18 protein-coding genes and 1 pseudogene are annotated in these 24,247 nt (G+C 50.5%); 12 read left to right on the top strand and 7 right to left on the bottom strand.

Annotation, left to right across the window (positions count from 1 at the left end):
- The first annotated feature begins 16 nt into the window (after positions 1–16).
- From A7983_RS05605 to A7983_RS05585, 5 genes and pseudogenes are all read left to right on the top strand, one after another.
- The gene (locus tag A7983_RS05605; protein WP_005969387.1) at positions 17–316 is read left to right on the top strand and encodes a BMC domain-containing protein; all 300 of its coding nucleotides are present in this window, start codon (positions 17–19) and stop codon (positions 314–316) included.
- 10 nt (positions 317–326) lie between these two features.
- On the top strand, positions 327–902 hold the full coding sequence (locus A7983_RS05600) for a DJ-1/PfpI family protein (RefSeq protein ID WP_005969389.1): 576 nt from the start codon (positions 327–329) through the stop codon (positions 900–902).
- Positions 903–981: 79 nt separating this feature from the next.
- A complete protein-coding gene (grpM, locus tag A7983_RS05595; protein ID WP_005969391.1) occupies positions 982–3,525 on the top strand; it encodes a glycyl radical diol dehydratase GrpM in 2,544 nt (847 codons plus the stop codon).
- 108 nt (positions 3,526–3,633) lie between these two features.
- A pseudogene (locus A7983_RS05590) lies at positions 3,634–4,550 on the top strand (glycyl-radical enzyme activating protein).
- Positions 4,551–4,657: 107 nt separating this feature from the next.
- Entirely contained in the window at positions 4,658–5,455 is a 798-nt protein-coding gene (locus tag A7983_RS05585; protein WP_005969395.1) for an MIP/aquaporin family protein, read from the top strand.
- Between the two features lie 330 nt (positions 5,456–5,785).
- On the opposite strand, the gene A7983_RS24700 is transcribed toward A7983_RS05585, so the two are convergent.
- The 4 genes from A7983_RS24700 to A7983_RS05565 all read right to left on the bottom strand — a co-directional run bounded on the left by A7983_RS24700 (position 5,786) and on the right by A7983_RS05565 (position 9,991).
- Positions 5,786–6,361 carry a BMC domain-containing protein gene (locus A7983_RS24700; protein WP_005969397.1) on the bottom strand — a complete coding sequence of 192 codons (576 nt, stop codon included), beginning with the start codon at positions 6,359–6,361 and terminating at the stop codon, positions 5,786–5,788.
- Between the two features lie 23 nt (positions 6,362–6,384).
- On the bottom strand, positions 6,385–7,563 hold the full coding sequence (gene metK / locus A7983_RS05575; RefSeq protein WP_005969401.1) for a methionine adenosyltransferase: 1,179 nt from the start codon (positions 7,561–7,563) through the stop codon (positions 6,385–6,387).
- A gap of 130 nt (positions 7,564–7,693) precedes the next feature.
- Positions 7,694–8,746 (bottom strand): AraC family transcriptional regulator, encoded by a 1,053-nt coding sequence (locus tag A7983_RS05570; protein ID WP_005969405.1) that lies wholly within the window; start codon positions 8,744–8,746, stop codon positions 7,694–7,696.
- Between the two features lie 15 nt (positions 8,747–8,761).
- Positions 8,762–9,991 (bottom strand): sensor histidine kinase, encoded by a 1,230-nt coding sequence (locus A7983_RS05565; protein ID WP_172645141.1) that lies wholly within the window; start codon positions 9,989–9,991, stop codon positions 8,762–8,764.
- Positions 9,992–10,682: 691 nt separating this feature from the next.
- Between A7983_RS05565 and A7983_RS05560 the strand changes: the two genes are divergently transcribed.
- Entirely contained in the window at positions 10,683–11,966 is a 1,284-nt protein-coding gene (locus A7983_RS05560) for a citrate synthase (protein WP_005969409.1), read from the top strand.
- 142 nt (positions 11,967–12,108) lie between these two features.
- Here the strand turns inward: A7983_RS05560 and A7983_RS05555 are convergent, their stop codons facing one another.
- The gene (locus A7983_RS05555) at positions 12,109–13,776 is read right to left on the bottom strand and encodes a methyl-accepting chemotaxis protein (protein WP_005969411.1); all 1,668 of its coding nucleotides are present in this window, start codon (positions 13,774–13,776) and stop codon (positions 12,109–12,111) included.
- Positions 13,777–14,108: 332 nt separating this feature from the next.
- A complete protein-coding gene (locus tag A7983_RS05550) occupies positions 14,109–15,824 on the bottom strand; it encodes a lysophospholipid acyltransferase family protein (RefSeq protein ID WP_005969415.1) in 1,716 nt (571 codons plus the stop codon).
- A 341-nt stretch (positions 15,825–16,165) separates the two neighbouring features.
- Between A7983_RS05550 and A7983_RS05545 the strand changes: the two genes are divergently transcribed.
- The 3 genes from A7983_RS05545 to greB are packed head-to-tail and all read left to right on the top strand — an operon-like array spanning position 16,166 to position 18,262.
- Positions 16,166–16,504 (top strand): helix-turn-helix transcriptional regulator, encoded by a 339-nt coding sequence (locus tag A7983_RS05545; protein WP_005969417.1) that lies wholly within the window; start codon positions 16,166–16,168, stop codon positions 16,502–16,504.
- Complete coding sequence (locus A7983_RS05540; RefSeq protein WP_005969418.1) at positions 16,494–17,789, top strand: type II toxin-antitoxin system HipA family toxin; 1,296 nt, start codon at positions 16,494–16,496, stop codon at positions 17,787–17,789. Before A7983_RS05545 ends, A7983_RS05540 begins: the two co-directional genes overlap by 11 nt.
- Complete coding sequence (greB, locus tag A7983_RS05535) at positions 17,786–18,262, top strand: transcription elongation factor GreB (RefSeq protein ID WP_005969419.1); 477 nt, start codon at positions 17,786–17,788, stop codon at positions 18,260–18,262. The genes A7983_RS05540 and greB overlap by 4 nt, the downstream gene beginning before the upstream one ends.
- A gap of 154 nt (positions 18,263–18,416) precedes the next feature.
- Here the strand turns inward: greB and A7983_RS05530 are convergent, their stop codons facing one another.
- Entirely contained in the window at positions 18,417–18,653 is a 237-nt protein-coding gene (locus A7983_RS05530) for a hypothetical protein (protein WP_051983889.1), read from the bottom strand.
- A gap of 621 nt (positions 18,654–19,274) precedes the next feature.
- Between A7983_RS05530 and A7983_RS05520 the strand changes: the two genes are divergently transcribed.
- The 3 genes from A7983_RS05520 to A7983_RS05510 all read left to right on the top strand — a co-directional run bounded on the left by A7983_RS05520 (position 19,275) and on the right by A7983_RS05510 (position 24,061).
- Positions 19,275–21,464 (top strand): TonB-dependent receptor, encoded by a 2,190-nt coding sequence (locus A7983_RS05520; protein WP_005969420.1) that lies wholly within the window; start codon positions 19,275–19,277, stop codon positions 21,462–21,464.
- Positions 21,465–21,666: 202 nt separating this feature from the next.
- The gene (locus A7983_RS05515; protein ID WP_005969421.1) at positions 21,667–22,920 is read left to right on the top strand and encodes an MFS transporter; all 1,254 of its coding nucleotides are present in this window, start codon (positions 21,667–21,669) and stop codon (positions 22,918–22,920) included.
- Positions 22,910–24,061, top strand: a complete 1,152-nt coding sequence (locus tag A7983_RS05510) for an ABC transporter substrate-binding protein (protein WP_005969423.1) — start codon at positions 22,910–22,912, stop codon at positions 24,059–24,061. Before A7983_RS05515 ends, A7983_RS05510 begins: the two co-directional genes overlap by 11 nt.
- Positions 24,062–24,247: the final 186 nt, after the last annotated feature.

The raw sequence follows: 24,247 nt of genomic DNA, 5'->3' as shown, positions 1-24,247 counted from the left end.
GACGGGTAACCCTGAGATGAAAAAACGTATCATCAACGCGCCGACGCAGGAAACGCTGGCCATGCTGAAACGGCGTATGCCTTCCGAGTCGCGCAACCGTCTGGAAATGGTACGTATCGACGCTATCGGGTTGATTATGTTGCCGGTACCGGATCTGTATTTTTACGCCGATCAGGCGAGTAAAAGTGCACATGTTGCGGTATCGGAAATCTTTGGCAGTTGCCCGCAACATATCACGACGCTGGCCATATTCGGCGAGGTTGCCGCAGTGAATGAAGCCATGCGCATTATTGAGGATGATGCTGGTACATTCTGAGAGTTCGCTTATGAAAAGAATTCTGATACTTGCAGGCGATTTCTCTGAAGACTATGAAGTCATGGTGCCATGGCAGGCATTAAGCATGTTAGGTTTCAGAGTTGATGTAGTTTGCCCAGGAAAACGTACTGGGGAATATATTAAGACCGCTATTCATGATTTTGAAGGTGACCAAACCTATACCGAGAAACCCGGTCATTTATTTCGATTAACCGCATCTTTCGATGAAGTCAGGATGCAAGAGTACGGTGGTGTATATATTGCTGGCGGCCGAGCACCAGAATATTTACGCCTGAATAAATCAGTACTGAACATTATTCACTATGCGAATAATTTTACATTACCTATTGCGGCAATTTGTCATGGCCCACAGATTTTGGTCGCGGCAGGCATATTAAAAGGAAAGAAACTGACGGGATATTTCACTTTAAAACCTGAGATTGAAATGGCAGGGGGAAAGTGGGTTACCGCCGCCGATGATGAGGCCATACAAGATGGCAATCTGGTCACCGCCGCAACCTGGATGGGACATCCGGCAATATTACGTCAATTTATTAGTTTACTAGGCACCAGCATTATTCACTAGTGTACCCGGCACTGCCGTCAGGTTAAACAATTCAGGTGTGGTTGAACAATCACGCTAATATCATTTCGGGAGTTATTGTATGTTAGAGAAAGGCTTTGTTAATCCGACCGATCGTGTTGTAAGACTCAAAAATATGATTCTGCATGCCAAACCTTATGTAGAGTCTGAACGTGCCGTGTTGGCGACTGAGGCTTATAAAGAGAATGAACATCTTCCCGCTATTATGCGTCGGGCAAAAGTCGTTGAGAAAATATTCAATGAATTGCCTGTCACGATCCGCCCAGATGAATTAATTGTTGGTGCAGTGACTGTTAATCCGCGCTCCACGGAAATCTGCCCTGAATTTTCTTATGATTGGGTGGAGAATGAGTTCGACACCATGGAGCATCGTGTCGCCGACCCGTTTATTATTCCGAAGAAAACGGCAGATGAATTGCATCAGGCGTTTAAATATTGGCCGGGTAAAACCACCAGCTCGTTGGCCTCTTCCTATATGTCTGAAGGGACAAAAGAGAGTATGGGCAGCGGTGTTTTCACCGTAGGTAACTATTTCTTTGGCGGTGTAGGCCATGTCAGCGTTGACTATGGCAAAGTGCTGAAAATCGGTTTTCGCGGCATCATCAATGAAGTCACTCGCGCATTGGAAAACCTTGATCGCAGCGAACCGGATTACATCAAAAAAGAGCAGTTCTATCACGCCGTTATTCTGAGCTATCAGGCTGCAATCAATTTTGCGCATCGTTATGCTCAGGAAGCCTCCCGGCTTGCCAGCGAAGAACGCGATCCAACCCGTCAGCGTGAACTGGAACACATTGCCCAAAACTGTACCCGCGTACCGGAATATGGCGCAACCTCGTTCTGGGAAGCGTGCCAGACATTCTGGTTTATCCAGAGCATGCTACAGATTGAATCCAGCGGCCATTCCATCTCCCCAGGGCGTTTCGACCAGTATATGTATCCCTATCTGGAGGCGGATAAATCGATCAGCACGGAATTTGCTCAGGAGTTGGTCGACTGCTGCTGGATCAAACTTAACGATATCAACAAAACACGCGATGAAGTGTCTGCTCAGGCTTTTGCTGGTTATGCCGTGTTCCAGAACCTGTGTGTGGGTGGGCAAACTGAAGATGGTCGCGACGCCACCAACCCATTGACTTATATGTGTATGGAAGCGACCGCGCATGTGCGCCTGCCGCAGCCGTCCTTCTCTATTCGTGTTTGGCAGGGCACGCCAGATGAGTTCCTCTATCGCGCTTGTGAGTTGACACGTCTGGGTCTCGGCGTACCCGCCATGTATAACGATGAGGTGATCATTCCGGCACTGCAAAACCGTGGTGTATCACTGCGTGATGCGCGTGATTATTGCATCATCGGCTGTGTGGAACCCCAGTCACCACATCGCACTGAAGGCTGGCATGATGCCGCTTTCTTCAACGTGGCGAAGGTACTGGAAATCACTCTCAATAATGGTCGTGTCGGGGACAAACAGCTAGGCCCGGTAACGGGTGAGATGACGCAGTACACCGGCATGGATGATTTCTATACCGCCTTCAAAAAACAGATGGCCCACTTTGTTCACCAACTGGTTGAAGCGTGTAACAGCGTTGATATCGCCCATAGTGAACGCTGCCCTCTGCCATTCCTTTCCGCGCTCGTGGACGATTGTATTGGTCGTGGCAAATCGCTTCAGGAAGGTGGTGCCATTTACAACTTTACTGGCCCGCAGGCATTCGGTGTGGCGGATACCGGTGACTCTGTTTATGCCATTCAGAAACAGGTATTTGAAGACCGTCGGCTGACGCTTCAGGAACTGAAAAACGCGCTTGATGCTAACTTCGGCTATCCCGTTGGCGGCACTTCACATAATGCAACAGCGAAATCCTCTCTCGGTGAGCAGGATATTTATGACGTGGTCAAACGCATTATCGATCAACACGGGACGCTCAACCCGGCTGCGATTAAAAATGAAGTTTACCGTCAGCTCTCTAGCGGCAGTGCTGCTCCGTCTACGGGCAACTCCCGCTATGAAGAGATTCGTCATATTTTGGAAAACACACCGTGTTTCGGTAATGACATCGATGACGTGGATCTGGTGGCCCGCAATTGTGCACTGATCTACTGCCAGGAAGTGGAAAAGTACACTAACCCACGCGGCGGCCGCTTCCAGGCTGGCATCTACCCGGTATCGGCAAACGTGCTGTTTGGGAAAGACGTGAGCGCACTGCCGGATGGTCGCTTGGCGAAAGAGCCGCTGGCTGACGGCGTATCGCCACGTCAGGGTAAAGATACCCTTGGCCCAACCGCCGCCGCGAACTCTGTTGCGAAGCTGGATCACTTCATCGCTTCCAACGGTACGCTATACAACCAGAAATTCCTGCCTTCCTCTTTGGCCGGGGAAAAAGGGTTACGTAACTTTGGCGGTCTGGTTCGTAGCTATTTCGATAAGAAAGGCATGCACGTGCAATTCAACGTGATCGATCGTAACACCTTATTGGAAGCACAGAAAAACCCGCAGCAGCACCAGGATCTGGTGGTCCGTGTGGCGGGGTATAGCGCCCAGTTCGTGGTGTTAGCCAAAGAAGTTCAGGACGACATCATTAGTCGTACCGAGCAGCACTTCTGATTTTGCCTTGCTTGTAGGGCCATGTCGGTATGCATGGCCCTTTCTCAGGCCCGATTTTAGCGGCTGATGTGCTATTGCCTGATGGTCGCTTTTTTGACGAGTGATGTTATGAAGAGAGTCGAATACGATACCGAAGGCGTTTTATTCAATATTCAACGCTATTCCTTACATGATGGCCCCGGCATCAGGACAATCCCTTTTTTTAAAGGTTGTCCGTTGGCCTGCAAGTGGTGTAGTAATCCGGAGTCACAGCGCCCGCAGCCTGAACTGATTTATAAAAAAAATGATTGTATACGCTGTGGAAAATGCGTGGATGTCTGCAAACAGCACGCGCTCTCCCCCAATAATCCTTTTTTCATCGATCGTGAACGGTGCATTCAGTGTGGTGATTGCACTCACGTTTGCCCGACCCAGGCGCTGGAGATGAAAGGCAAGCGTATGTCCGTCGGCGAGGTGGTGCGTGAGCTACAGAAGGAGGAAAACTTATTTCGTCGCTCAGGTGGGGAATTACCTTATCGGGTGGCGAGCCGTTGGCGCAACCGGAGTTTGCTCGCGAGCTATTAAAAGCCTGTAAAGAGAAAGGGTGGCACACCGCTATTGAAACCACCGGCTTTACCACTAAAGAGGTGGTTGAAGATGTCTTTCCGTGGGTCGATCTGGCGCTTACGGATATTAAAGCCATTAACCCAATGGTTCATGAAGAAAATACTGGGGTCAATAATAGTCGAATTCTTGAAAACCTGATCCGTATTTCTTTTATCACTAACGTTATCGTGCGTATTCCCGTCATTCCGGGAGTAAATGATAATCCGGATGAAATTCGTAGTATTGCTGAATTTGCTCGATTAATGTCTGGCGTCGATACGATTCACCTTCTGCCATATCATACCTTCGGGGAAAACAAATATGATTTGCTAGGCAGAATTTACCCAATGGGCGATGCAAAATCACATCCAGAAGATAAAATGGAAAGTCTGAAAAAAATCGTCGAATCAATGGGGTTTCATTGCCACATTGGTGGTTAATTAGCATCAAAATAACAATATATATTTTATCGATTTTTATTCTTCCTTTGTACTCACAATCAATTAAACGATGAAAGTTACAACATCGCTTAATATAGGAAAACATCATGAGTAAATCATTAAAAGGGCCATGTATTGCAGAGTTTCTTGGTACCGGATTATTTATGTTCTTCGGCACTAGCGTAATCTGCGCGGCAAAACTCGCTGGTGCCAGCTTTGGCCTTTGGGAAATATGTATAGTATGGGGTTTAGGCATTGCTCTCGCGGTCTATCTGACGGCTGGCATATCCGGCGCGCACCTTAACCCCGCCGTGACGATCTCGCTGTGGATATTTGCCCACTTTGATGCCAAAAAAGTCGTGCCTTATATTCTGGCGCAGCTAGCAGGGGCATTTTGTGGTGCCGCGCTCACCTATCTGCTCTACCACAATATGTTTGCCGAGTATGAACAAGCTCACCAGATGGTACGCGGTAGCCAGGATAGTCTGTTTCTGGCCAGCATCTTTTCTACTTATCCGGCATCGAGTATCAGCGTTTGGCTGGCCGCGCTTGTGGAAATTGTCATCACCTCCATGCTCGTTGGGCTCATTATGGCCCTGACCGATGACGGTAACGGCGTTCCCAGAGGGCCTCTTGCTCCACTGCTGATTGGTCTACTTATTGCGGTAATCGGTGCCGCGACCGCACCGCTGACTGGGTTTGCCATGAATCCCGCCCGCGATTTCGGTCCGAAACTTTTCACCTGGTTAAACGGCTGGGGATCGGTGGCAATGACTGGCGGCAGAGACATTCCCTACTTCCTTGTCCCTCTGATTGCACCAGTGATCGGTGGGCTCCTTGGTGCAGCCATTTATCGCTATGGTATCGGGCGCTATCTGCCTTATGCACAAGCAAGCGGTAAATAATACTGCAACCTGATTGTCATCGGTAAAACTCCGTCGCATCGACATGTTTGCGGCGGGGTTTTTATCCCATCTCTCTCCGACCGCTCCCAACACACTTTCTTTTGTAATCAAACACTCGCTTGCAACTGAACTGCCCACCGGCATCCAATTCAGTCATACCGACGTAAAAAAACCACCCGTAGGTTAATGCTGGTCACTTAAGCCTCATTTTAGGAGAAACACGGGGATGAGGTTCCCGTAGGGACACCTCGCCTCGTGGTCGCTCCGTGTATCTCGGCTCTTAAGCGGTCGGTATTAACCCGTAGGTGGCTTAGTCACTATACGATATCGTTATCCACGCGGATTTTTAGTGCGAGCTCGTGCCGATTTCTTATTGTCTTGCGCGACACTTTCAGGCGATATCTTGGGCGCTGTACTGTTCTCGTTCTGCGTCGATTCGCTCTCTATTGAAGGCTGAGTGTGGGCCGGTGTATCTGTAGCAACGTGGTTGTCCCGATCTGTACAATCAGCGCTTAATACCACCGGTTCGATATTGACAGTCGGAATCACGTCCTCTTTATGTTCAGCAACTGGCGCTTCCTTTTCAGGAGACGGTATTGCGGAGTCTTGCGGAGCGACGCCATTGGTTTCCTCGGATGCAATCAGACGATGGATGCCTGTTGCGGTACGCGCAATGACTTTCCATGCATAGACGCTACCAATCCGGTGAGCGGCGGCGACACCTGCGGCGACGGCAGCATTCATTGCGCCGACCTCACCTGCCAGTTTCACTGTCACCAATCCGCCGCCTTTCGTCAGCTCGTATCCGACCAGTTCGACATTAGCCGATTTCATTGCGGCATCGGCGGCTTCGATAGCCACCGCTAAGCCCACGGTTTCAATTAAGCCTAAACTCTGCCCGGACATAACCTTCTCCTGTTGTTTTCAAATCAATGGGGTAAAGAGGGAATGGGTGCCAGACCCGTCGCATCGTCGCGAAGTTGAGTGGCTTTATCGGTTAATTCCCATGGGAATATTTCCCGGCCAAAATGGCCATAGCAAGCCGTCTGACGATAGCGTGGCGCAAGTAAATCAAGCTGCTTGATCATGCCGTAAACGCTCAGGTCGAAATGGTGTGTGACCAATTTTTCCAGATGGTCCTGTCCCAACCGAGAGGTGCCAAAGGTATTAATGCGGATAGAAACGGGTCGGGAAAACCCAATAGCCCAGGCAAGTTGAACTTCGCAACGTGCTGCCAGACCTGCCGCGACAATATTCTTTGCTACATAGCGCGCGGCATAAGCCGCCGAGCGATCGACTTTAGAGGGATCTTTACCAGAAAACGCCCCTCCACCATGGCAAGCGGCGCCGCCGTAAGTATCGACAATGATTTTCCGTCCGGTTAGGCCACAATCAGCGAGTGGTCCACCATGAATAAACGCGCCTGCGGGGTTAATCAATAAACGCGTGTTTGATGTCAGCCAACGAGCCGGGATAACGGGTTTAACAATCTCTTCAATAACGGCTTCACGTAGCGTTGTGAGCGGAATATCCTCACGGTGCTGTGTTGAGATAACAAGGGTATCGACGTGCTGAACCAAGCCATTGCGATACCGCAACGTGACCTGACTTTTGGCATCCGGCAATAATCCACTGAGTAGGCCGGTTTTACGCAACAGCGCCTGTCGTTCCATCAGCCGATGCGCATACAGTATGGGGGCTGGCATCAGTTGCGGGGTTTCGTTGCAGGCATAACCAAACGTGATCCCCTGATCTCCTGCGCCGAGCGATGTCGGGTCGCTTGCGCGGATCCCTTTGGCGATATCATGAGATTGCTTACCCAACATGCAAAAAACTGCACAGGTTGTGGCATCAAACCCTTTTGATGAGTGGTCATAACCCATCGATTTCACCGTGGAGCGTACAACCTGTTCGATATCGACCTGCGCGCAGGAAGCAATCTCACCGGCAAGAATAACCGCACCTGTTTTCACCAGACATTCACAGGCGACTTTAGCCCAGGGATCTTTTAGCAGGTAAGCATCAAGGATTGCGTCAGAAATCTGGTCCGCCATTTTATCTGGATGCCCTTCGGCAACCGATTCGGAGGTAAAGAGGTATTCGTCCATCGCGGTGCCGCTTTAGAAAAAGAATGTCTCATTTTAGCGGCCCGCGCCGTTGGCGAGAGTAAACTATCTTGCCTGAATAGCGGACTTTTTTGCGCTCACGGTAAGAGCAAGCGCAAAAATATCGGATCAATCAGCATGCCTCTGGCGAAACAATGCGGCGGTAATCTGAAGGGGAAATACCTGCCTCTTTCTTGAAGATTCGGCAAAAATAGTTCGCATCCTGCCAGGACAGTTCCAGTGCAATCGTGTTCACTTTTAAATCACTGAACTGTAGAAGTGATTTCGCCATGCTAATCTTACGGCTGGTAATATAACTTGAGAACCCCGTTCCCATACTCTTTTTGAATGCCCGGCTCAAATAACATGGGCTGACGAAGGATTTTGCCGCGATGTCATCCAGCGTCAGGTTGCTAAGGATATTTTTTTCGATATGAAATTTTGCCCGATCGACAAAATCCATATTCCCACAGGTGTTTTTAAATACCTGTTCAAAAATATCCTCACTCATGCTTAATAATCCATTCATTACGCGCCAGTAATGGCTTGCTGGCAACCCTTGCTGGTGAATATCCTGAATAACTGTAGAAACATTACTGCGACATGCTGCATATTTATCCCCCATTCCAGCGAGATGTTGTTGCACCAATTCCAATACATCAGTCATCGTTTTCGAACGATCGTCACCGAATATTTGTCCAGTGCAAGCCGCGTCAAGAATACTGAATAAAAAAGTATGCCAGGCAGGATAATCACAACGACTAATGAGATCGCTAATATTTTGGCGTTGTTCACGCGTGGCTGCGGCGGCTTCTTCATCTACCAATAACGTTTTACGAATGGTGTCGTTCAAAATACTTTGCTTCACCGGTTTTAACAGGTAGTCATCAACTTTCAGGCTCAGCATATGGCGCACGATATCGAAGTCGTCATTTGCCGTCGTCACAATCACTTTAGTCGTGGTGTTTTTCTTCTTAAGATATTCAATAACCTGATTGCCATTAGGCAGTGGGATGTTGATATCGACAAACATCATATCGATTTGGCTCAGTTGATCGATAAGTTGGATAGCTTGTCTTCCCGTGGGCGCTTCATGAATGACGGAGTTCTCAACACAGTGGGAAATAATGCGTTTTAGCGACTCCGACTCAATATACTCATCTTCGACAATAACAATGTTATACATATTTTCACCCCTGGCTTAAGCTGTAACTAAAGGGAATCGTATTTTTATTGTGGTGCCTAGCATAGGTTTATGAGGACTGATTATTTTCAACCCATAACTTTCACCAAATAATAACTGAAGGCGATTTTTAATATTATTAATGCCTATGCCGCCTTTTTGTCTGTTCTGGTTTCCTGACAAAATGTGTTCAATGTCTTCCTGGGAAATACCATCACCATTATCCGTAACTTCAATAATGACATCTTTTCCATCATCGGTCGCGCGAAGAATAATATGACTTTTTGTATCACGCGGTTCTACAACATAGTTGAAGAAGTTTTCGACCAAAGGTTGAAGTATTAAAAACGGGCAAACAATATCATTATATTTATCGGAAATATCAAAAGTATAATCAAAACGATCGTTCATCCTTACTTTTTGAATTGACATATAACAATTTACATAATTAATCTCCTGACCAAGCGTGATGAGGCCATTATTATTCTTGCGCAATAAATAGCGCATCATATCGGAAAAATCATGAACCATGGTTTCGGTACGCTTGGAATCTTCTAGAAACGCCAGGCGACCAATAGTATTTAGTACATTAAATAAAAAGTGTGGGTTGATTTGGTATGAAAGCGCCTTAAATTCCGCTTCATGTAAAGATCGCTCAATCTCAACACGTTTGCGTAATGCACTGGTTAGCTCCTGTTCCTTATGGCGAAGCTCACGCTGAATATTATTGGCATGAGCCTGTTCAACCAGATATGAAGCAACATGGAGAAGGGTATAAGCGGTGGATTCAAATCGCTCGTAGGGCATGTGCTGCGTGTTTTCATGCAAATTGAGCAGCCAGGGGTTTTCTTGCCATAGATGGTTATCGTCCAGAATGTAGGGAATACTTTTCTCTTTCTCTTCTTCAACCTTAACCTGGCCTGAAATAAATGCCCCAAGGTAATGATTATTAATCATTATCGGCACAGCAAACTCCACGAAACCGCAGTAACAGCGATACACTACCGGCTCTCCGGCACGCATTGCTGCTTCGCCCCCCGCGCTATCGCTATCGTAACAATGACGCGCCAGCGTTTCGTTCATGCGGGAACGCGCACAAAAATCCGAAAACCCGCTGGGACGTGTCACAGGAACGCCTTCCTGATCCACTATCACAAGCGCAATCATCATTGATTTACTGAAATTATCCTGAAGGGTCTGTAAACGGTCGACATCAAGAAATTCATGTAATCTATATTTATCTTTCATGATATCCATCTGTTCAATTTAATTTCCGTTAAACCATACATTATTTAACTTTTAAAAATAATGAAACGGCTCACAAACAAACAGAAAATAAATTGTGTTAGAGATGTTAATGGCGTGAATGTAATGTTTTTATTTTGTTTGTAATAACATGTCGATGATATCAGTAGATAAAAACAAGGGAGCATTTGTCATTGAAAATATAAAATCATCATGTAGATGCTCGTGTTATTTAATTCTGGGATATAACGTTAAATTTTTTCTGTGCAACATCATTTCGCCGCGTTCAGGTAATTTATTCCACCAACTGGCCTGCCTATAACAGCGCTCTCAGGCTGCGTGGCTCCTTGATGGTATGGCTTAATGAATCATTTATGGGTTTGATATCGATCGTCATAAGTCAGTGAATTGAACAAGTAAGGGCCGTTATACGGATTGAACGTGCAAAATGCCAGCCGCTGCTATCTGGAAAACGCGGAGGATCTTGTGCTGTTCAGCGCAACAATCTTTACCTAAATCAATATTCCGTCAGATTCTTGCAACCCACCCGCGATTTTAGCGTATGACATAGGATGGCTTATTTCGCTGTAAATTGAGCGTCGCTTTAATCAGGGTGTGCAGCACGGAGTGATCTATCCAGAAGGCCGTGAGAGCGAACGGGAACACCATTATTATTCGGGCAGGAGAAAGGTTCATGACAGTCAGAACATCCACGTTGACGGCAGAAGGGCAGGCGAGTATTGCGCTGGAAATGCGTTCCGGCGTATTGGGGAAAGAGGCGGTGGATATTCGCCCACTCGGTGAACACGGGCTATGCAGTTATGATCCCGGCTTTGCCAATACGGCAGGATGCGAGTCGGCGATTACCTATATTGATGCAGTGAATAGCGTGTTACTGCATCGGGGATTCCCTGTCGAACAACTTGCCGAGCAGTGCGACTTTACTGAAGTCTGTTACATTCTGCTGCACGGCGACGCGCCTTCACCGGAGGCGTATGCCGAATTTGCCAATAACATTACCCGGCATACGCTGGTTCATGAGCAAATTACCCGGATGTTCAGCGGCTTTCGCCGTGATTCCCATCCGATGGCGCTGATGTGCGCGGTGGTCGGGGCGCTGGCCGCGTTCTATCACGATGTCTTGGATATCGATAACGCAGAGCACCGTGAGCTAGCGGCCGTGCGGCTGTTGTCAAAAATGCCGACGCTGGCGGCAATGTGCTACAAATATTCCATCGAACAGCCTTCTGTCTATCCGCGTAATTCCCTCTCCTATACTGGTAACTTCCTGCACATGTTGTTTTCAGTTCCGGCAGAGAAATATGAAGTCAATCCGGTGCTGGAACGGGCGATGAACCGCATCCTGATCCTGCATGCCGATCATGGTCAATGCCCGTCTACGATGGCGGTCAGAGCGTCTGGCTCTTCCGGTGCGAACCCGTTTGCCTGTATTGCGGCCGGGCTGGCGTCGATGTGGGGGCCGCTGCACGGTGGGGCGAACGAAGCCTGCATGCGCATGCTGGAAGAGATTAAAACGGTCGATCGCGTTCCTGAATTTGTACGGCGTGCGAAAGACCGCTGTGATTCATTCCGCCTGATGGGATTCGGTAACTCGGTCTACCAGCATTTCGATCCGCGTGCGGCGATCCTGCGTAAAACCTGTTACGAGGTGCTTGGTGAATTGGGTACGGAAGACAGCCTGTTGCAGGTGGCGATGGAACTGGAACATATCGCCATGACCGATGCTTATTTTCTGGAGAATAAACTTTATCCGAGCGTCGATTTCTATACCTCGGTCATCCTGAAAGCGATGGGGCTGCCGCCGTCAATGTTTACGGTTATTTCCACCGTGGGTAGGACGATCGGTTGGATCGCACATTGGGATGAAATGCACAAACAGCAGGAAATCAGCATTTATCGCCCACGCCAAATTTATACCGGACAGCCGCGCCGGGACTATGTTTCTAAAAAGAGGTAAGTTTCCATAAATGCTGTTTTTGTTGACTTTAGGTTTCCAATAAGGCGTTAAGTTTCCATAAATGGCACTTATTAGCGGAAAGACTGACGTCATTGTCCCCCTGATGCCGATGTCGTGGCATCAGGGGGACAGGGCAGAGACGCTAGAATTTTTCCCAGTTATCCTGTGTGTTACCGACGGGTGCTAGCACTAAGCGAGTCGGTTGTGCGGTCTTTGTCATCGGCGTTGGGCGGGCTACTGGCATGTTCCGCAGGTGGAAATGGTTCATGAGTGTCACTAGATGGGATGACTGTTCGCGCAGGCTGGTTGCCGCGCTGGCAGATTCTTCAACCAGCGTTGCGTTCTGCTGTGTGACCTGATCGAGCTGGTTGACGGCATCATGAATTTGCGCAATGCCGGATTCCTGCTCCTGCGTCGTTGTCCCGATCTCGCCAATTAAATCCGCCACGCTGCGCGCCTGACGTACCAGCTCCTCGATGGTGCTACCCGTTTCTTCGACCAGACGATTCCCCGCTTCCACTTTTTCGACGCTGGTGTTGATGAGCCCCGAGATCTCCTTGGCTGCGGAAGCAGAGTGCTGTGCCAGCGAACGAACCTCTCCGGCGACGACGGCGAAACCGCGACCCTGTTCGCCTGCGCGTGCGGCTTCGACTGCCGCATTCAACGCCAGAATATTGGTCTGGAAGGCGATACCGTCAATCACGCTGATGATATCTCGAATTTTGTGCGAGCTGACGGAGATCTCTTTCATCGTAATGACCATGTCGCCGAGGGCCTCGCCGCCCTTCGTTGCCGTTTCGCTGGTTTGGCTGGCGAGACGAGTGGCGTTGCGCACGGTATCCGCATTCTGACGAATGGCCTGACTCATCTGCTCCATCGATGCGGCGGTTTGCTGCAAACTGGCAGCCTGCTCTTCCGTGCGTTGGCTAAGGTTTTCACTGCCAGCGGCGATCTGGCTAGAACCTGAAGCGATCGCTTCGCTGCTTTGTCGCACCTGTTCGACGATATCTCCCAGGCTATTACTCATGTGATGCATGGTAGCTAACAGGCTGCTGTGATCGCCCGGTTTTATGTCGATGTCGACGGCCAGATTGCCCTCAGCGACATGCCGGGCAACGTGGGTCGCATACAGTGGTTCGCCGCCCAACTGCTTTTTCAATGTACGGGTGATCAGCCATGCCACGACTGCGGCCATCGCGGTGGCCGCAAGGGCGAGAATCAACATGATGACGCTGCCGGCTTGCGCATTATGCTGCGCACGGCTGACAATCTCATTGGTATCCTGCTGCTGTGAGGCTGTCATCGCATCCAGCACTTTGAACAGCGCGTTTTGCGCGGTTTGCATCTCGTTAAGAATAATGGTGTTACCTTGCTGGCGCTGTTGTAGATCGGTGGATTGCACCAGCTCCATGGCTTTCAAAAAGGCCGCAAGGTACGGTGGTCGCGTGTCCTGAAACTGTTTCAGAAGCGCACTCGTGCCTTCGGTATCTAACTGCTGCCCGAGCTTTTTCAGATTGGCGGTATTGCGGGCGATTTGTTCGTCAACGAACTGTTTTTCCTGTCGAATTTTCTCAGGATCGGTGCTCAGTGCAATGTTGCGGATAAGGCGGGCGTTGGCATCAAAACCGGCTTTAACCTCCTGAATGAGCAGCATGTTGGCTAATGTGGTGCCGGAAAGCCGGTTGATGTCGTTACCCAGCCCAACCAGTTGGAACCGTCCGAAGAATGCGACCAGCAAACTGATGATGATAACCAGAGTAAATCCCATACCCAACATGTTACCGAGTTTGATTCTGTTCAGCATATTCATAAACATCCTTAATTTTTTGACATGCTACGAAGGCATAACGGAGGGGGCTTGTTATCGTAATTGATACAAGTAATGACAGGGCTTGATTGCTATGTTTCTTATTTTCGGGATACATCGTCGACTCCCGGATTTAAAAATCCATAGATAAGAATATCTTTAATATCGGCAAAAAAAGCGTTCGGTTGATCACGTAAATTACGGCGAGAGGGATTTCATATGAAATGTGTGATCTGAGAGACAAAATACGGGTTGTGACGACATTGGCTAACGAGGGATGAGAGAGGTGAAGAGGAGTAGCGCGTTAGCCCTTAAGAAGCTAACGCACCGGTTACTTAAGAGACGTTATCGCCGACAAAAGGGGCGATATAGCGCTGATAGCGTGATGTTTTCAACTGTTGCAGATCGACAAGCACTAAGCCGTCGATGCAGTTATTGAAATCGGGATCGATACCAAAGTCGATAAACCGCACGCCTCCCGGTTCACACAGCTCTGAATACTGCTTGTAGAGCGTTGGAATGGCGCACCCCATGTTACTGAGCATGCTTTTCAATCGCGTGAGATCCTGCTGGTAGTCCGTTCCTTCAAATTGCTTCAGCACGTCAGGCAGCGATGCTGGATAGGGGCGGCGTGATGTTGCCAGCGACTGACAGGGCGCGAAGTGCAGACGATAAAAAGCAACCAGCAAATCGCGTGCATGAGGTGGCAAGGTGCCAGAAAGCGATACCGGACCGAACAGATAGCGGTGTTCTGGATAGCGCGCCAGATAGGCACCAATACCCAGCCAGAGATAATCCAGCCCGCGTTTACCCCAGTATTTGGGTTGAATAAAACTGCGTCCTAGCTCAATACCTGATGCCAGTATCGGGTCCATTTCGTCGCCGTACTGGAATAGACTGTGGCTATAGAGACCGCTTTTCCCTTTTTCTGCGATCAGGTTTGCCGTCGAGACAAAACGATAGGCACCGACAATCTCCAACTCACGGTCATCCCACAGGATCAGGTGCAGATAGTCATCATCATAGCTGTCCAGGTCGCGACGCTGGCCGGAGCCTTCGCCCACAGCGCGAAAGGCAATTTCCCGCAGGCGTCCGAGTTCACGCAATAGCGGCACGTAATCCTCTTCACCGCGCCGATACAGATAGACTATCTTGCCATCCGGGGTGGTGCCCAACGTTTCACACGCTGAAAGCGCACGCTTCAACAGCACGCGGTCTTCGGCCAGCGCGATGGGTTTCTCACCGGTAAAGCAGCCAGGCTTTCCTTGCCCTAACCGATAAACGTGTCGCCGGAAGCGGGCGGCCAGATCGTTGGCGTTCCATTCTCCCTGGTTCCAGGATGCATAAGGAATTCTGGCACCGATACGCAGCTTGAGAGTTTGCCCACGCTGGCCGAACATTTCTCTGACCAGCAGGAGGGTGGACAGCGGGCGATAAACCATGGAAGAGAGATAGAACAGCGTACTGTTGCGTCCGCCGATATGGATGGGCACCACGGGCGCACGGGCTTTACTTGCCATGCGGATAAACCCGTTGTGCCAGTGACCGTCACGGATCCCTTGCAGGCTGGCGCGTGAAACCTCACCAGCCGGGAACACGATGATCGCGCCGTCGCCTTCCAGATGCTGCTGTATGGCGCTGATTTGCTGGCGTTTGGTACGGTTATTGAAGTTATCGACGGAAAAAAACAGATTTTTGAGCGGGGCGACATAAGAGAGGAGCTGGCTGGCGACGATGCGGACATCGGGCCTGACGCTGGCGACGGTGCGCAGTAGCGCCAGACCGTCCAGTGAGCCAATCGGGTGGTTGGCAACCAGCACCACCGGCCCCTGACTGGGGATATTTTCTAAATCCCCCTCGACCATTTCACAATTGAGGTTGAAGTAATCAAGGATCTGTTCGACCAGATCCAATCCTTTCAAATGCGGATAACGCCGGGCAAATTGCTGCATTTCATTTTCAAACAGCAGAGAACGCAAAACCGTTTTCTGCCAGGGTGGCGTATGGCGATGCGGGGCAAGATCTTGCAGAATGGCGTCTAAGCTAAACATAAATCGTTCTCCGTAGCTCTCCGTGGCTAAAAGTACGGGATAGAAATGACATATTTATGTCTGTTGATAGATTATTAGCCAAAACTGTAAATCTGTGTAATGAACGCGTGATTTTTTGCACATAGATGCCCGTTCGGTAGGCTGTTGCGCGGTGCAAAAGCCCGATAGGGCAACTCTGTCGCTGTGGTTTGCACGTCTTGTTTCATTAATAAGGCATAACTGGCTACTATGCTCTATTAATGGAACAAAATGCTTGTTTTCCCTTATGTGTATACGCATTATGTTCTATAAATAGGTCGTAAGTATGGCTTACACCCCATTAATGGAACAGGAGCATAGCAATGGCCAAGCCTTCGGCTCGTACATACTCTCGCTACAGTCGTGATGCTGCTCGGTTGCTCGGGTTGATGCTCCGTAGCGCGAGGTTAGGACGTAATATAACGGTGGAAGAATTAGCCGAGCGTGCGGGCGTCTCACGCGGCTTGGTCTACCGTGCAGAGGAAGGGGATATGGGGTGCTCAATCGGCGCGGTTTTCGAGCTGGCGACCCTTGTCGGCGTTCCGCTGTTTACCGCAGATCAATCTACATTGGCACTCCAAATTGCAGGCACGGAGAAAACACTTTCCCTGCTACCGCGTGCTGTAAATCATTCCAGAAAGGTTGTGGATGATGACTTCTGATAACGCTGTCGACAAAGCCTATGTGTGGATCTGGCTGCCTGACGCGACGAAGCCCGTGGTGGCCGGTTTGCTGAACCGGGATGGTGACCGACTTATTTTCAATTACGGCCGTAACTATCTGGAACGAAAAGACGTAATCTCGATCTATGAACCTGAACTACCGTTGATGCGTGGTGCGATCCCGCCAGCCGCTGGTCTATGGCAAGCGAGTGCATTACGTGATGCCGCGCCTGACGCATGGGGGCGCAGGGTCATTCTTAATCGACTTATGGGCGCTAGAGGCAGGGGAGCAGATAGCAGCACGCTGGATGAACTAACATACTTGCTTGAGTCCGGTTCAGACAGAATTGGTGGGCTCGATTTTCAGACATCACCAACAGAGTACGTCCCGCGATCAGCCCAGAATGCTTCTCTTGAAGAGTTAATGCTCGCGGCAACCATGGTGGAAAGCGGTGTCTTGCTAACGCCCGAACTTGACCAAGCGCTTTTCCATGGGAGTTCGTTGGGGGGGGCTCGGCCGAAAGCGATGATCGAAGATGAGAACCACAAATTTATCGCGAAATTTTCGTCTTCAACAGATACCTACAACGTTGTTAAGGCAGAATATATTGCTATGAGACTGGCTATGCGTGTCGGTTTGAACGTGGCTCCGGTGCACTTTTGCCAGACGGCTGGCAAGGACGTAATTCTGATAGAACGTTTTGACCGTGTGAAAGCCGAAGGCGGCTGGAAACGCAGGTTGATGGTCTCGGCACTGACCCTTTTCGGCCTTGATGAAATGATGGCGAGATATGCGAGTTACGAAGAATTCTCTGACATCATCCGGCAACGCTTTGATGCACCGAAAGCGACGCTGCGCGAACTGTTTGGTCGTTTGGTTTTCAACATCATTTGCGGAAACACTGACGATCATGCCCGAAACCACGCCGCATTCTGGGATGGTCACGCGTTAACGCTGACGCCGGCTTATGATATCTGTCCGCAGAATCGGGCGGGTAATGAGGCAACGCAGGCCATGTTGATCATCAGTGAAAATCGGATGAGTAATCTCGCTGTTTGTCTGGCCGCTGCGCCTAAATTTCTGCTGAGTGAAACCGACGCTATCGAGATTATTACGCATCAGATAGAAACAGTACGCGTAGGTTGGGAAGGCATCTGCGATGAAGTTGCATTAAGCGAAGTGGATCGCAGGCTGTTTTGGGGCCGGATGTTTCTCAACCCTTTTATTTTTGAAAATACGCCGGACAGCATACGCGCTATGAGTCTAACGGGGTTACTGACTTGAAAACCAATCTGATTACCCGCGAGGGGTATGACAAACTGCGGGCAGAACATGAGCATCTCTGGAATGTAAAGCGCCCGGAAATTACCAAAATAGTTTCCTGGGCAGCAAGCCTGGGAGATCGCTCAGAAAATGCGGACTATACCTACAATAAGCGTTTGTTACGCCAGATCGATCGCCGTGTGCGCTATCTGAGAAAATGTCTGACGGAATTGAAAATCGTCGATTACTCACCGCAGCAGGATGGCTGCGTATTTTTTGGCGCTTGGGTAGAGATCGAAAATGAGCAAGGGGATGTGAAGCGCTTGCGGATTGTCGGCCCGGATGAGATCTATGGCGACAGTAAAGACTATATTTCGATCGACTCCCCGATGGCGCGCGCGATGCTGAAAAAAGCGGTTGATGAGGAGTTCATCGTCAATACGCCGGACGGCCCGCGTGAGTGGTTCGTCAATTCGATTGATTATGTTAAGTAATGAGCGTCGCCCGGTTCACACCGGGCAGATGCAGCGCTGATGTGAAAAATGGGCAGGTCTAATCATCTATATTTTGCGCCTGTAGCCGCTGTCTGGCCTGCTGCACGGCATCGACCCCGCGCTGTTTTAATCATCGCAATAATATTCACGTTTCTCATTTGACTGCTTTATTCTTGGATGTTTCGGCGCTTTTTAATCCCACTCTTTTATTAAGCCTATTCAGACGATCGATATCTGTATTAAACGCTATCGCACCAAATTTATTTAAATGTATAGGTTTTTTACAATTTATTTCAGAGACGGCAGTGTCATTTTCATACCGCTGAATAATGTTTTCTCTGGCCTGATTTTTCTCATCTGGATTAACAGTCTCTTCTGCATCAAATATCACGGTATCGGCGCCGTAGTTAACGGCATGCTGAAAGCGATGGGGGTATTACCGGGTACGAGGAGATAGGTTTTAGCGTGTTTTACGCCGCTCTCATTCTATTAACTTTTTGATTAAAAATAGTTTTATTGAAATGCAATCAATTAAATACGAATAGCAATGATACCTATTTACATTTATGTTAATGATATGATAACTTTCCGTTCATTATTTTTCAATCTATCTATCACGACATTTTTATTACGTTTCGGGGTGTGTTAACTCGAGCCCAAATAACACCTTTTTATACATTACTGCAATCAATGATTACTTGTTTTATCGGTATGAGGAATGGTTGCGAATATCAAGGTAGGCGTTGTTAAACGCAGGGGCATACATCAGTTTTCAGATAATTTTCTCTCTGATTATTCAAATAAAAATGCGTTAAGGCGATTGGTTCGCTGCTACGCATGCACATCCAGAAATACCGCGACTACCGGATTCAACACGGTCTGAGCAATCCCTTCCTCACGGGAGGGGAATAAACCCGCATCGGATCGTGATGTATGGCGATGCTCCTGCCTCATCGGCTGAAAAACCGGAGCATCTTTTTCATTCCTCATTTTGAGATGGATAACTTTGTTGATGAACGCCAGGAAGAACTTCACGTCGTCTACCGGGAAAACCCGTTTTCCTATTCCCTCTACGTTGGCCGTCGCTGTCGCAGCGGTCGTGCTAGGCGGAGTCTCGATACCCGTGCAGGCTGCAACAGCAGAACGGGATAATTCCACTATCGTGGTGGAAGCCAAAGATGCTGAGGCTGCGCAGGGGCTAGTGGCGGGCGGCATGTCGGCGCGTGCGTCCAGCACCGGGCTACTGGGCAAAAAGGACGTCATGGATACGCCGTTTAACGTCAGCAACATGACGTCGTCGTTTATTGAAAACAAACAGGCGCAGACGCTAGGGCAGGTGGTGTCGCATGATGCCTCGGTGCGGGTGAGTAGTTCGCAGGGCGGTCTGCTGGATTCCTACTACATTCGTGGTTTCCCACTCAACGAAGGCAATTTGAGTGATATCGCCATGAACGGCGTGTATGGTGTCGCGCCCAACTATCAGTTGATGACCGACTACATTGAACGGGTTGAGGTGCTGAAAGGGCCGTCGGCGCTGCTGTATGGGCTGTCCCCGAACAGTAGCGTGGGTGGCGTGATTAATGCCGTCACCAAACGCCCGACCACCGTAGGCAATCTAACCCGCCTTACCACCAGTTGGCAGTCTGATTCTCAGTTGACGCAGCATGCGGATATTTCCCGCGTTTATGCGTTGGACAATAACAATCTGCTCGGCGTGCGCTTTAACGGTAACTATGGCTACGGCGACACGGTGTGGGACGGCAGCGACAAGCGCACACAGGTTGGCGCACTCGGGCTGGATTTCTCGTCAGAACGCTTCCGCGCCACGCTGGATCTTATTACCCAGCACCTGAAAACTCGTGCGCCGTCTCGTCCTTATTCGTTCGCGCAGGGTGTGACCGTACCTGACGCGCCGGACGGTAATAACAATATCTCCCAGCCGTGGGGATTCTGGCATTCCAAAGATCAGTCGGTGCTGCTGCATACCGAATACGATTTGGCGGATAACGTCACCTGGTTTACCGATTTGGGCGGTTCCAGCGCGCACGTGAGCCGGTTGTCGGAGCAGGTGCCGCAGGTCACGAATAATAATGGCGATATCCGTTCTGGCGTGGGAAATTATCGCTTTACCACCAGTCGTTACAATTTCGCGACCGGCGTTCGTGCGGATGTGGAAACAGGCTCGGTGACGCACAAACTGTCGGCACAGACCAGCTACTATCGCGATCGTCAGGCCAGCGCCAGCAGGGCGGGAACTGCGATTGATTCAAATATTTATAATCCCGTTTATGTGCCAGCACAGGATATCGCCGCGCCGTCGAGCATATACAAACGCTCCTCTACCGCGTTGTCGGGCATCGCGCTGGCGGATACGCTCGGCTTCTGGAACGACGTACTGCAAGTCACGGGCGGTTTACGTTATCAGCAGATCAACTCGGATAATTTCTCGGCACCGGATGGCGGGGCGCGCTCTTCTTATGACAAGAGCGCAATCACCCCGATGCTCGGGGTGATTGTTAAACCCTGGCAGCACGTCTCGCTCTACGCCAACTACATTGAAGGGCTGAGTAAAGGGGATGTGGCACCCACGACGGCGAGTAATGCAGGGCAGGTACTCACGCCGTATAAGAGCAAACAGTACGAGGCCGGGGTAAAAGTGGATGCGCTGGGGACAATCTCCACGCTGAGCGTCTTCCAGATCACCAAGCCGAGCGGTGCGCTGGTTAACGGTACGTTTGTTGAAGCTAACGAGCAGCGCAATCGGGGTATCGAGCTGGATGTGGTTGGTTCACCGCTGGAGGATCTGCGTCTGACGGGCGGCGTGATGCTGCTGGATGCTGAGCTGACCAAAAGCGTGACGCCGGGTGCGCAAGGCAAACGTGCACCGGGCACGTCGCGTTTTCAGGCTAACGCCGGGGTGGAATATGATCTGCCGTTCCTGCGCGATCTGACATTGAACGCCAACGTTACGCATAACGGAAAGCAGAACGTCAACACCATCAATACCCAGTCTATTCCTTCCTGGACCACCGTTGATTTCGGCGCACGTTACAAGACGCGCATCTATAACGCACCGACGACGTTCCGTGCCGATGTCCTTAACGCCTTTGACCGCAATTACTGGTCTGGCGTGACGTCGTTCAGCACAGTATCGCAAGGAACGCCGCGGACGCTGATGCTCTCCGTAGCGGTTGATTTCTAAGGAAGCGGGTTATAAGAAGCCCCTCGTTAAGGAGATGGCCATGAGCAACCTGTCTGGCTTTGTCGCAGTGTTTTCCCGGCTGTTACACAGGATTGTCCCGACTATTCTTCGCCGCGTTGGTTGGGATGATGGGATGGGTTGACGTAATGGCCGCTATTGTAATGAGGTTGGGTGATGCTGTGGAACCAGAAGGAATTGACGCATGCGCTTAAGCGGGCAGGCCGCGTTCATCATCCACTTTATGTTTGTCGTACAACTGGTGGCGATGGGGGCGATGGAGATGAGCGGGCCGTTTTGGCCGCTACATCTGGAAAGTATGTCGTCCGGCGCGGAACTGAGTATCGCGGGGATTGCCGTGTACATCGGGCCGATGCTGGGCATTATGCTGACCAGTGCTTTCTGGGGACGGATGGGCGATCGGCTGGGCAACAAAGCCATGATGATCCGCGCGTTGTTCGGGCTGGCGTTGACTCAGCTTGGGCTGGCGTGGGCCAATGATATCTGGATGATAGTCGCACTGCGTTTTATTCAGGGGGCCTGTGCGGGTTATATTGCACCCGCGCAGGCGTATGGTGTCGCCGTGGTCAGCCCGTTACAGCGCACGCGGCTGTTTGCCTGGCTTCAGGTCTCTACCAACGTGGGATCGCTGCTGGGGGCGATTGTCGGCGGGCTGATCCTCGATTACCTGAACTTCTTCTGGATCAACCTGAGCGCCGCGATCCTGTGTGCGCTATGTGGCATCACCGTAGCACTATTTCTGCCGCATGTTGTCCCCGTGACTTCTACTGTTCCGACCAAGGACGCGCAGGTAAAAGACGTTCCCCGCAAACGGCTCTGGGTACGGTCACCGATTCCCGCTCTACTGCTGATTTCCGGCCTGTTGCTGACCAGCCGTATGATCCCGCAAACGCCGTTTTCCCTCTACATGGACGGCTTCTTTCAGGTGGATAAGTGGGTTATCGGTCTATGCTATGGCTTACAAGCGACCGGCGTGATTGTCTCTGCGTCATTGTGGGCGCGCTATTTTGAAAACCTCTCGCTGCAACAGACGCTGAGCCGCCTGTGCGTGGTCATGCTGGCCTGCGCCATCGTGACATTGACGGCTGCGACGATGCTGAATATTGCGATTTTCATCCCGCTTTACTTCCTATGGGGCGTACTGCTGGGGGCAACCACGCCGGTTCTAATGGCGCTGATTTCCCGTGCGGCAGGGGCTGGGCAACAGGGGTTCATACTCGGCGTGGCGCAAAGCGTCAGCCAGTTTGCCTCGATTCTTGGCATTTCTTTGGGCGGATTAGTTCTCTACTCCCCCGGATTACGTTCGCTATTCTTCTGCGTTGGTGCTGCGTATCTGGTGACCTTTCTGGTTGCTCTGGTGCTGCTACGACGCTTGCGGAGACAAGCGGAAAAACATGACTCTCTCTCGACGAAGGGAAATATCGAAAATGTTTACTAGCTGGAAGCGGCAGCGTTGCCGTCCGTTATTTTTGGGTGCGCTGTTGATGGTACTCCTGTCACCGCTGGCAGGGCTGGCAGCGCAAACGTCGACCATCATTAAGGATGTGTTAGGGCGTGAGGTGAGAGTCAACACGCCGGTGCAGCGCGTGATGCTGGGGGAAGGGCGTCAGCTTTATCTGGTTGCCATGCTCGACAGAGAAGATCCGGCGAAAAGAATAGTTGCCTGGCGGCGCGATCTGATTCAATCCGATCCTGCAACGTGGCACCAGTATCGCGATCGTTTTCCTCAACTGGCGACGATCCCGACGTTTGATGGCACGGAGAAAGGCACGTTTGACGTGGAGCAGGCCGTGTCGTTGAAGCCGGACGTCATCATTATGAACATTGAGGCGCAGCGGGCGATTGTCGATGCGGGCTATGACCGGATATTGGATAGTGTTGGCATTCCGATTGTGTATGTCGATTTCCGCTATCACCCGCTGGAAAACACCGCGCCGACCCTGCGCCTGTTCGGCAAGCTGTTTCATCAGGAAGCGCGTGCCGAAGCGTTTCTCACGTTCCGTGAGGCGCAGCTAAAACGCGTTTCCGACGTGCTGACGGCTAAGCACCCGCGTTCTCCGCGCGTGTTCATTGAGCGACTGGGGGGCTATACCGATGAGTGCTGCCTGACGTTTGGCCGGGATAACTTCGGTAAGTTCGTGCAGTTGGCGGGTGGCGACAACGTGGCAGCGAAAAACGCGCCGAATACCTTCATGCAGATGCATCCTGAGCAGGTGATTGTGGAAAACCCGGAAGTCGTGGTGATCACCAGCGGCAACTTTGAAGCCTTCGTACCCGGCGGGCGCTGGATTGGCTTAGGGCCGGGACAGGATATAACCGAAGGGCGCAAGCGGCTTGAATGGTTTTTGGGGCGTCCGGCGTATACCAACAGCATTGCCAAACAGAAGCGTGCGTTCCATGCCATCTGGCATCAGTTTTACAACGGCCCGTATGATTTCATCGCGATTCAGCAACTGGCTGAGTGGTTTCACCCAGACTTATTCCGCGATCTCAATGCGGATGACACCTTCCGTCAGCTTCATCAGCAGTTTTTACCGGTGGGCTACCAGCCGGGCTATTTCGTCAGCCTTACGCCGTAAATGAGAGGCAGCTTCGGCGTTACGCCGGAGCTGCGCGTGTCCGTTATGTCGGGCGAATGTTTGACCGTATGACCCACCGCATTGTCCTTATGCCCGTGCCGTTCCTGCGTCCCTCTGAAAATGTCGATATATCAAACGTGGAATGTCTGATGGAGGACATTTGCCGCCACGGTGCCTTTTTATTGG

This window comes from Pectobacterium wasabiae CFBP 3304, assembly GCF_001742185.1.
Taxonomy (GTDB): domain Bacteria; phylum Pseudomonadota; class Gammaproteobacteria; order Enterobacterales; family Enterobacteriaceae; genus Pectobacterium; species Pectobacterium wasabiae.
Note: the sequence above shows the minus strand (reverse complement) of the source record. Positions and strands in the feature narration are given on the sequence as shown.

What these genes read in the sequence shown, in the direction of transcription:
- A7983_RS05605 (WP_005969387.1), top strand. Translation starts at nt 17, where the DNA reads ATGAAAAAACGTATCATCAACGCGCCGACGCAGGAAACGCTGGCCATG.
- A7983_RS05600 (WP_005969389.1), top strand. Translation starts at nt 327, where the DNA reads ATGAAAAGAATTCTGATACTTGCAGGCGATTTCTCTGAAGACTATGAA.
- grpM (WP_005969391.1), top strand. Translation starts at nt 982, where the DNA reads ATGTTAGAGAAAGGCTTTGTTAATCCGACCGATCGTGTTGTAAGACTC.
- A7983_RS05585 (WP_005969395.1), top strand. Translation starts at nt 4,658, where the DNA reads ATGAGTAAATCATTAAAAGGGCCATGTATTGCAGAGTTTCTTGGTACC.
- A7983_RS24700 (WP_005969397.1), bottom strand. Translation starts at nt 6,361, where the DNA reads ATGTCCGGGCAGAGTTTAGGCTTAATTGAAACCGTGGGCTTAGCGGTG.
- metK (WP_005969401.1), bottom strand. Translation starts at nt 7,563, where the DNA reads ATGGACGAATACCTCTTTACCTCCGAATCGGTTGCCGAAGGGCATCCA.
- A7983_RS05570 (WP_005969405.1), bottom strand. Translation starts at nt 8,746, where the DNA reads ATGTATAACATTGTTATTGTCGAAGATGAGTATATTGAGTCGGAGTCG.
- A7983_RS05565 (WP_172645141.1), bottom strand. Translation starts at nt 9,991, where the DNA reads ATGAAAGATAAATATAGATTACATGAATTTCTTGATGTCGACCGTTTA.
- A7983_RS05560 (WP_005969409.1), top strand. Translation starts at nt 10,683, where the DNA reads ATGACAGTCAGAACATCCACGTTGACGGCAGAAGGGCAGGCGAGTATT.
- A7983_RS05555 (WP_005969411.1), bottom strand. Translation starts at nt 13,776, where the DNA reads ATGAATATGCTGAACAGAATCAAACTCGGTAACATGTTGGGTATGGGA.
- A7983_RS05550 (WP_005969415.1), bottom strand. Translation starts at nt 15,824, where the DNA reads ATGTTTAGCTTAGACGCCATTCTGCAAGATCTTGCCCCGCATCGCCAT.
- A7983_RS05545 (WP_005969417.1), top strand. Translation starts at nt 16,166, where the DNA reads ATGGCCAAGCCTTCGGCTCGTACATACTCTCGCTACAGTCGTGATGCT.
- A7983_RS05540 (WP_005969418.1), top strand. Translation starts at nt 16,494, where the DNA reads ATGACTTCTGATAACGCTGTCGACAAAGCCTATGTGTGGATCTGGCTG.
- A7983_RS05520 (WP_005969420.1), top strand. Translation starts at nt 19,275, where the DNA reads ATGAACGCCAGGAAGAACTTCACGTCGTCTACCGGGAAAACCCGTTTT.
- A7983_RS05515 (WP_005969421.1), top strand. Translation starts at nt 21,667, where the DNA reads ATGCGCTTAAGCGGGCAGGCCGCGTTCATCATCCACTTTATGTTTGTC.
- A7983_RS05510 (WP_005969423.1), top strand. Translation starts at nt 22,910, where the DNA reads ATGTTTACTAGCTGGAAGCGGCAGCGTTGCCGTCCGTTATTTTTGGGT.